General features: G+C 46.1%; 5 protein-coding genes. 3 read left to right on the top strand and 2 right to left on the bottom strand.

Annotation, left to right across the window (positions count from 1 at the left end):
* The coding region (locus QUA16_RS18640; protein WP_333181292.1) for a hypothetical protein at positions 1-183 on the top strand (183 nt) is incomplete at its 5' end.
* Here QUA16_RS18640 and QUA16_RS18635 read toward each other — a convergent pair.
* Positions 180-1,103 carry a histone deacetylase gene (locus tag QUA16_RS18635; protein WP_333104890.1) on the bottom strand — a complete coding sequence of 308 codons (924 nt, stop codon included), beginning with the start codon at positions 1,101-1,103 and terminating at the stop codon, positions 180-182. The two genes, QUA16_RS18640 and QUA16_RS18635, sit on opposite strands and share 4 nt — an antisense overlap.
* Positions 1,104-1,499: 396 nt before the next feature.
* On the opposite strand from QUA16_RS18635, the gene gyrA reads away from it, so the two are divergent.
* Positions 1,500-4,211 carry a DNA gyrase subunit A gene (gene gyrA / locus QUA16_RS18630; RefSeq protein WP_333104888.1) on the top strand — a complete coding sequence of 904 codons (2,712 nt, stop codon included), beginning with the start codon at positions 1,500-1,502 and terminating at the stop codon, positions 4,209-4,211.
* A 235-nt stretch (positions 4,212-4,446) separates the two neighbouring features.
* Positions 4,447-5,739: a ribonuclease D gene (locus QUA16_RS18625; protein ID WP_333104887.1), complete on the top strand. Its 1,293-nt coding sequence runs from the start codon at positions 4,447-4,449 to the stop codon at positions 5,737-5,739.
* 247 nt (positions 5,740-5,986) lie between these two features.
* On the opposite strand, the gene QUA16_RS18620 is transcribed toward QUA16_RS18625, so the two are convergent.
* Positions 5,987-8,518 (bottom strand): VWA domain-containing protein, encoded by a 2,532-nt coding sequence (locus tag QUA16_RS18620; RefSeq protein ID WP_333104886.1) that lies wholly within the window; start codon positions 8,516-8,518, stop codon positions 5,987-5,989.
* Positions 8,519-8,880 lie beyond the last annotated feature (362 nt).

Here is an 8,880-nt window from a genome sequence, read left to right as displayed (position 1 = left end):
AGTCAGAAGTCAGAAGTCAGAAGTCAGAAGTCAGAAGTCAGAAGTCAGAAGTCAGAAGTCAGAAGTCAGAAGTCAGAAGTCAGAGGGAAAAAGGCCCTTGCAGCCCGATCGCCCTCAAAAACTCTCCATCTCGTCCTCATGGGTTCTCAACCTCATTTTCCCCTATGCCAATTTTCCAGCTAATTGAGGCATCGGTCAATAGTCGCCACAACCGACTCTGCCAAATCTTTCAGCGCGTAACCCCCCTCCAAACCAAAGGCGATGCGGCGGGTGAGTTGCAGGCAGTATCCGGTGAAAGTACCGAAATCTGACGGCATCAGAGTCATGCTCGCCAGCGGATCGGACGCAGTAGCGTCATAACCGGCGCTGACAATCAACAAATCCGGTTCAAATTTGGACAAAAAAGGCACGACAAGAGATTCAAAGGCGCTCAGGTATTCAGCTATGCCACTGCCGGGATACAGGGGAATGTTCAGCACGTTGTCGTAGGCACCGCGCTCCTCGGCATCTCCCGTTCCCGGATAGCACGGAGATTGGTGCAGGGAACAGTAGGCAATTTGCCGGCAGTTTTCCACCAAAGATTGAGTGCCGTTGCCGTGGTGCACGTCCCAGTCGAGGATGGCGACGCGGTTGATTCCCGGCTGTTCCAAGGCGTAGTGAGTGGCGATGGCAGCATTGGAAAACAAGCAAAAACCCATCGCGCGGGCTTTTTCGGCGTGGTGTCCCGGTGGCCTGGCCAGCACAAAAGCCGGTTCCCCCGCAGCCACCACTCGATCGACCCCATCGAGCCAAGCACTCGCCGCTAGCAGCGCTACATCGTAACTTTCAGCAGAAATCGGCGTATCACCGTCGAGGTAGCCGCCTCCCCGATGAGCCAAATGTTCGATTTCTTTGATGTATCTTTGCGAGTGAACTTTTTTGATAGCCGAGAACAGTTGTTGTTCGCGCTGCGCCACTGGGGTGGGCAGTTGCCATTCAATTTGATCCGCCCAGGGAGCAGCTTTCAGAGCATTGACGATCGCCGTTAAACGTTCTGGTCGCTCTGGGTGAAGCATTCCAGTCTTGTGCAGCAAGAAATCTTCGGAGTAGATGACGGGTAGCATCGGCTGATTTTAGATTTTAGATTTTAGATTTTAGATTTTTAGTTTGCTTTAAGAATGCCTTCGGTTTTGTGAAATTAAAATTTCGAGCGAGTAACCATTTTAATTTCTTATATGGTCGTCAAAAAAACTCACGAAAGCATGAAAAGCGACCGCCTAAAAAAAACTTTCTAGCTTTGGCCAACTGCTGACAAAATCACCAACTGACAAATTATCAATTGTGCTTGTTTCGTCCCTTAAATTTTCTGGCAACTTTCCCATAAATTCCAAGGCAAATTGTGATATAATTTCAGGAGTAATTTGCAATATTTGGCAGCTCTACTGAATCCAAACCGATTTTATCGCATTTTTGAGATTTATAGCGGTCAAATTTAAATTTTTAACGGAGTTTTTCAACCTATGAGCACCTCTGAGTCGCGGATAATCCCGACGGATCTGGGTAATGAGATGTCGCGATCGTACTTGGAATACGCCATGAGCGTAATTGTCGGTCGGGCGCTACCAGATGCCAGGGACGGTCTCAAGCCCGTTCACCGACGCATTCTCTACGCCATGAACGAATTGGGCTTGACTCCCGATCGACCTTTCCGCAAATGCGCCCGCGTCGTGGGGGAGGTGCTGGGCAAGTATCACCCGCACGGAGACACAGCGGTTTACGACGCCCTGGTGCGGATGGCTCAGGATTTCTCCATGCGGGAACGCCTGATCAACGGCCACGGCAACTTCGGCTCCGTTGACAACGACCCGCCCGCTGCCATGCGGTACACAGAATGTCGCCTCACAGCTTTGACTAGCGACTCCATGCTGCGCGACATCGACTCGGAAACAGTTGATTTCGGCGACAACTTCGACGGTTCCCAGCAAGAACCCCTCGTACTCCCGGCACGCATCCCCCAAATTTTGCTCAACGGTTCCTCCGGGATTGCTGTAGGGATGGCCACCAACATTCCGCCGCACAATTTAGGCGAAATAATTGACGGTTTAGTAGCACTAATTCACAATCCAGCAATTACTGATCTGGAATTGATGCAGTACATCCCCGGCCCGGACTTTCCCACCGGAGGGCAAATTCTCGGTAGAGGCGGCATTCGCGATGCTTACACCACCGGGCGCGGTTCGATTACAATGCGCGGAGTCGCCGGCATTGAAACCATCGAACATCCCGGCCGCCCCGACAAAGAAGCAATTATTATCACCGAATTGCCTTACCAAACAAACAAGGCAGCCCTAATTGAGAAAATTGCCGAACTTGTCAACGACAAAAGATTAGATGGTATTTCCGACATTCGCGACGAAAGCGATAGAGACGGAATGCGGATCGTGATCGAACTCAAGCGCGACGCCTATCCCCGCGTTGTCCTCAACAACCTCTATAAACAAACACCCCTCCAAGCCAACTTTGGAGCCAATATGTTAGCGCTAGTAAATGGGGAACCCCAACTACTTACGCTCTCGCAATTCCTCAATGTCTTCCTAGACTTCCGCATTGAGACAATTACTCGCCGGACTCAATATGAGCTCCGCAAAGCAGAAGAACGCGACCACCTTCTGCAAGGGTTATTAATTGCCCTAGACAACTTAGATGCAATTATTCACCTAATTCGCGCCGCAGCCGACTCCGCAGCAGCCAAACAAGAATTGATGGATAATTACGGTCTTTCTGAACAGCAATCAGACGCAATTCTGCAAATGCAGCTCCGGCGTTTGACAGCATTGGAAGCGCAAAAGATTCAGCAAGAACACGAAGAACTGCGAACTAAAATCGCCGATTTGGAAGATATCTTAGCGCGGCGGGAACGCATCTTAGAAATCGCCGAATTTGAAGCAGTCGAAATCCAAACCAAAATCGCCACTCCTAGACGCAGTGTCATCGAACACGCCGAAGGAGAAATCGATGAAAGAGATTTAATTGCCAACGAACAAGCAATTATTCTGATCACAGAGCAAGGCTACATCAAGCGGATGCCTGTCAGCACTTTCGAGGCCCAAAGTCGCGCTACTCGCGGCAAAGCAGGCGCGAAAATGAAAGAAGACGACGGAGTAGAACATTTCCTTTCCTGCTGCGATCACGATAGCGTTTTGTTCTTCAGCGACAGGGGCGTAGTTTACTCTGTCAAAGCTTATCAAATCCCCGTCTGTTCCCGGACTGCCCGCGGCACTCCCGTGGTGCAACTGCTGCCGATTCCTATAGAAGAAAAAATCACTTCTATGGTGTCAGTCACAGAATTCACCAGCGAAGAATACTTGGTCATGCTGACTCGCGGCGGCTACATTAAGAAAACCGCACTTTCCGCTTTTGGCAACATCCGCACTAATGGATTAATCGCGATTTCTCTAGAAGAAGGCGACCAACTGCGCTGGGTACGGAGAGCAAAAGTTGGCGACAGCATCATCATCGGTACGCGCCAAGGCATGGCAATTCATTTCCGCACCAATCACGAACAGTTGCGCCCAGTCGGCCGCGCGACGCGGGGTGTAAAATCAATGAAATTGCGATCGGGCGATGAATTGATAAGCATGGACATTTTGCCCAGTTCAATTGTTGCCGAAATTGCTGAATTGGAAACTGAAGACTCCGAATTTGAGGGAGCTAATATTGCTCAATTAGAAACGGACGAAGCGGAATTTGAAGGAGCAGAAATTGCTGAATTGGACACTGAAGATGCGGAGGTGGAAGATGAAGAATTAGAACTGCAAGCCGAGGAAAGTGAAGGCGAAGAGGTCGAAGGAATTTCGACAGTTAGCAGCGAAGTTCCTTCGGTGTTGGTAATCACCACCAACGGCTATGGCAAGCGGGTTCCAGTTTCTCAATTCCGCCTACAAAGACGGGCTGGTAAGGGATTGACGGCTACTAAATTCAAGTCGAAAAAGGGTAAGGATCAGGTAGCTGCCCTGCGAATTGTCAACGAAGATGACGAATTGATGATCATTACCAACCGAGGTATTATTATCCGTCAGGCTGTGAGTGCAATTTCTACCCAATCGCGCACAGCAACGGGTGTGCGGGTGCAGCGGTTAGATGAGGATGATTCGATCGTAGCTGTGGCTTTAGTGCCGCCTGCTGGTGAAGAATCGGCGGAAGAATCGGAATCTGAGGAAGTGGCAGAATAGTCCTAGGTTAATAGTTTGTAAGGTGCGCGCTGCGTACCTTACTGCTGAATGGTAAAAATGCGATCGGCTATTCCCGGTTTCTGCATCCAAGACCGATCAAAATTTAATACTAATTCTGAAAAAATACCTGTAGGGACACTGCAATTCCCTATCCGGCGCTTGAATCGTTGACAATCGATCCGATAATTGCTATAGCATAATATAATCAAAAAGTTAATAGCAAAAGTCGATTAAAATGCCTTATTTAACAGCAGCCAACGACATCAAAGCACTCATCGCTAAATTTGCCCAAACTAAAATCCTGTGGGTTGACACAGAAATAGCAGACTATAAATCCAACCCCAGATTATCTCTGATTCAGGTGTTAGCTGACTCCACAGATTCGAGTGGAGATGGTACTTTTCTACTAGATGTCTTGGATAAACCTGAATTGGCCAAAGATTTCATCAACCAAATCATGGTAAATCCCGATATTGAAAAAGTCTTGCACAACGCCAGCTATGACATCCGATTTCTAGGCAATGACGACGCTCAAAATGTCACTTGCACATTAAAAATGGCGAGCAAGATTCCCACTTACATTCTGCCCTTACCTAATCGACAACTCAAAACTTTAATAGAAACACTTTGCGGCATTGCTTATGTAGATAAAACAGAACAAAGTGGCGATTGGGCAAAGCGTCCCCTCACCGAGAAGCAGCTAGAATATGCCAAGATGGATGCGGTTTATTTAGCTGGAGTGCATCGCCGCCTGCTAGAAATCCTTGCCCAATGTTACCCCGAACCCGCAACGGAAAACTTGACAGCATTGGGCGAAAAATATCAGAAAATAGAATCTCGGTGGAAGCCGCTAGATTCAGAAATCGCTGAAGTGAAAGAACGCATTAAAGCAGGGATGCTGGCCCAAAAGCTCAAAGACAGTTCTTATTTTGAGCTTTCCAGTTCGATAACGATGAAAGTTGATTTTATGACGCTGGCCAGACTGACGCAAACTGAGGGAATTGAGTTGAATTTTCCGGTGACGCTGACGAAAGAAATTCAAAAACAGTTAGGCCAACTCATCGCTCATCCATCTTTGGAAGTTGAGGATATTGCTAGTTGGCGGTTAAATTCTAATGTACAGCAACGGCGGAAATCTACTAAAAAAATTGCGCCGGAACCGGAGAGTGAGGATTTAACAGCATTGGGGAAAAGGTATCAAGAAATTTTGCCTGAATGGAAATTACTGGATTCAGAAGTTGAGCATCTGAAAGAGCGCATCAAAAAAGCAATGTTGGTGCAAAATAAGAAAAATACTTCCGATTTTAAGTTATCCAGTTCCTCGATTTTGAAGGTAGATTTTGCTAGCTTGGCAAAACTTGCGCTATCTGTGGGAGTTGAGTTAGATTTTATGGTGACGCTGACTCAATACATCCAAAAGCGGTTAGGGGAAGCTATTAACAAAATTGATGTGCAAATTGAGTATATTACCAGTTGGCGGATGACGGCTAAGACTGTGGAAGATGAAGATGAGGAAATTCCGTTTTAAATTATACCATGTCCGATCGATCGCGCATAATACATAGGCCGGGGCGGGTTTTTGAGATTGTCGGTTTTTAGCAAATATTGTTGGTGAACCCGCCCCTACAGGAATCAGGGTAATTGACCGGACATGATATCCTGTCAAATCTGGTGAATTACCCGTAATAAAAAGTGTTTGTAGTGAGGACTGAAGTCCTCTGATTTTTAGGATGACTTCAGTCTTCACTACAAACCTTACACATTCACCCTAATTGCTACTTTCCTACCGTGAAATACTCATTCTTAGCATACACGCTAATAATGCAGTCGCCCACTTCAAAAAACATCCCCTCTTGCTCATCTTTAGAAAATTGCAAGTTGCCGTATTTAGAATTAATTTCCTCAGCAGTCGCCGCTTTTGCCTCCATTTCATCCGGGATAAGTCCGGTAGAACCGATATAGAAAACTAGCGGTGAAACTTTTTCCCTGTAGACTTTTTCGGCATAAGCTTCTAGTCGCTCATTCGCATTAGCTAAAGCAGCGACAAATTCGTCTCGCTTGACATCTTCTCCCTGCCATTTCGCTTGCAAAAGGCGCAGCAAACTATCTGCACCCACTTTTGCTAAAGTAGCGCTAACAATTCCGTTATCCTCCAACCCCAAAAACTCATCGAAAATCTGTTTCATCAAGTCGTCAACTTTGGTGATTTTTGTTCGGGATGACAGCGTTTTGTGTGCGAAGACAACAGGCTCATCTAAGGTGATGTCAAATGTCGGTTTTGCTAGCTTTTCGCCCGTGTTTTTGTGGTAAACTTCATAAAGGCGATCGAGAAATTTGTTGGCCGAGTGCAATTTGCCGAAGTTGAGGATGTTTTTGCTGCCGATGTCGATTTTGTAGCTGACTCGCGAATCTACTGAACCGTTGGCGATCGCACTTTTTAAATCTGTGTATTCCGTCGTCGTCGGAAAGTTGATGTAAAGGTTTTTGGACAGATAATGCTGTTTCAATTCTTCCAATTGTTCCGCTGTGTAAGCCTCAGATTCCTCCTTCAAATGAGCCGAGAGAATGCTAGAGAGAATTTTGATTTCTGCGAGTTCCTCAAACACTCCCTCAAGGCTGCCGTAACGCCCGTCAAAAGGCACGAGGGGCAAAGTCTCTAACTTAATATCGTACTCTGAACGGAAGTCAAATTCTTGCACGGGCGAACCGTCTTTTTCAAGGACACCGCATTTTTTGAGCCAATCAAACACTGGTTTGCTGCTGATTTTGGTTCGCAGCGACTTAATATTAACTTCGCCGTCGCTGACAATGGTATAATTGTTGAAAGTATTGAGGTCTGTAACTAGAATTCCCGCCACTTCTGCGATTAAAGTTTCATCCTCAACTTTTACCAGCTTAGCTTTTCGGGTAATCAGCATATTGATGGTAGCGGTATTTTGATTGATGGCAAATGAACCCATTTGCACGTATTCGCCACCATCTAAGAATTCTGTTTTCAGCCAAGGCTTGACAAGGTTGCCGTTTTCGTCTCGCTTTCCTTCAATGCGCTTCAAACCTTTTCGCTGATAATTTTCTTGCAAGTGTTTCAAGTTGATGATGATGGTGTTGCTGTTTTCCTCCAATATCTTGATTAACTCCAGCAGGGAAATTTGATCGCTGACTTTTACCCGATCGCCAATTTCATGATTTTTCAACACATCAGCCGCAAAAACAGCCTCTTCCAAATCTTCCGTAAACTCGGCTATTTGGGCATTTGTCAAAGCTTTCGCGTGTTTTTCCGTCAAAGTAGCGTCGAAGGTACTCACCAGCGCATACTTAGCCGTATTTAAATTGCCGTCAGCGAGGTTAGCTTTCGCAAAAGCAAACACCGACTCATCAGTTTGAGCAACGGGAACATCTAGCTTGTCATACTCATCTTTGGCGACTTTCTGATATTTGTAAAACAGTCCGCGATCGTCTGCTTTCAGCCCGCAGATTTTCAGCGTGCTCGATGAACCGTTGATTTTCTTGCCGCTTTTGGAAACAAAAACTTGATAATCATATTCCTTAATTAACGGTTCTTCCAGCGGCGGTGCAACGGAACTGCCTAACAGTTTTGTGCTGTCGTAAAGAGCATCATAAACCATTTTGACTTCGCCAGCGCGGATGCAATTTCCCGATAATGTGTTGGCGATCTTGGAGAGAATTTTGAAGTCAGCAGAGGCATAGGATATCGTGTTGGCAAACACATCCATGTCTTTTATTTCTTCGCAAATTTCCCCTAGTTTTGCAGCTTCCGAATTGGCACTGGGGTCATTTGCATAGCCGTCTGTGTGCAAATTAATCGCTGTCATTTCTCCCGCCTTAACCAGAGATTTAGCGAGTTGCATCGACTGCGATATGCAGGTACTGCCAGCCGTGTGGATTTTTTGAATTTCTTTAATGTATTGAGAGTCAAATTTCAGCACTTCTTGAATGGGAATTCGCTGGAAGTGACAAATTACGTCCCCATTGCTAGCGTAGGAAATCAGGCTGACACTTAGCTGGTAATTGTTGTATTCGTCTAAGGTCAAAAGCTTAATTAGGGTTTCTTTCAGCGGTTCTAAGTCATAATACATTGAGCCGGAACGGTCGATGATGATGATGCTGTGAGCGACGGATTTTTCTGGGATATCGCCTGGTGTTCTTTCTAAATTTATGCGATCGACTAGATAGAATGCCTTTGCGTTTCCGGCAAAATTGTAGAGGGTAAATTTGGTGCGAGTATTGGAGGCTGCTTGGCTGCTGGAACTTTTGACTTGAGATGATTGTTTTGCTTGCCTTGCCATAGTTTTCACCTATGTTGACTTATTCCTCAACTTAATCATGACACGCGCTTCTGTGGATGTCAAGGCCTGTGTGGAAAATTATTTGCGAGGCTGAATAATCATTAATATTTAGCGCTGCGGTGCAAGGGAAAACTGCGGCGATAGGGTAAATGTGGGCTTTTTTGGCAAAAGTAGTGGATCTGCGTAAGGATCGCGAATTAAATAACTTACAATTTTAATTTTTATTGTGGGATGGGCGTCCCGCCCGTCCTTTTTGGACGGGCGGGACGCCCATCCCACAAACTTGTGGAAGTTATTTAATTCTCATTCCTAAGTCGTTTAGTAAAGCTTTAGTAAATCAGGCTTTATTTAGAAAATCCGCT

The organism is Microcoleus sp. S13_C3 (assembly GCF_036700905.1).
Lineage (GTDB): Bacteria > Cyanobacteriota > Cyanobacteriia > Cyanobacteriales > Microcoleaceae > Microcoleus.
This window is presented reverse-complemented; position numbering and strand designations above follow the sequence as displayed.

What these genes read in the sequence shown, in the direction of transcription:
- QUA16_RS18635 (WP_333104890.1), bottom strand. Translation starts at nt 1,103, where the DNA reads ATGCTACCCGTCATCTACTCCGAAGATTTCTTGCTGCACAAGACTGGA.
- gyrA (WP_333104888.1), top strand. Translation starts at nt 1,500, where the DNA reads ATGAGCACCTCTGAGTCGCGGATAATCCCGACGGATCTGGGTAATGAG.
- QUA16_RS18625 (WP_333104887.1), top strand. Translation starts at nt 4,447, where the DNA reads ATGCCTTATTTAACAGCAGCCAACGACATCAAAGCACTCATCGCTAAA.
- QUA16_RS18620 (WP_333104886.1), bottom strand. Translation starts at nt 8,518, where the DNA reads ATGGCAAGGCAAGCAAAACAATCATCTCAAGTCAAAAGTTCCAGCAGC.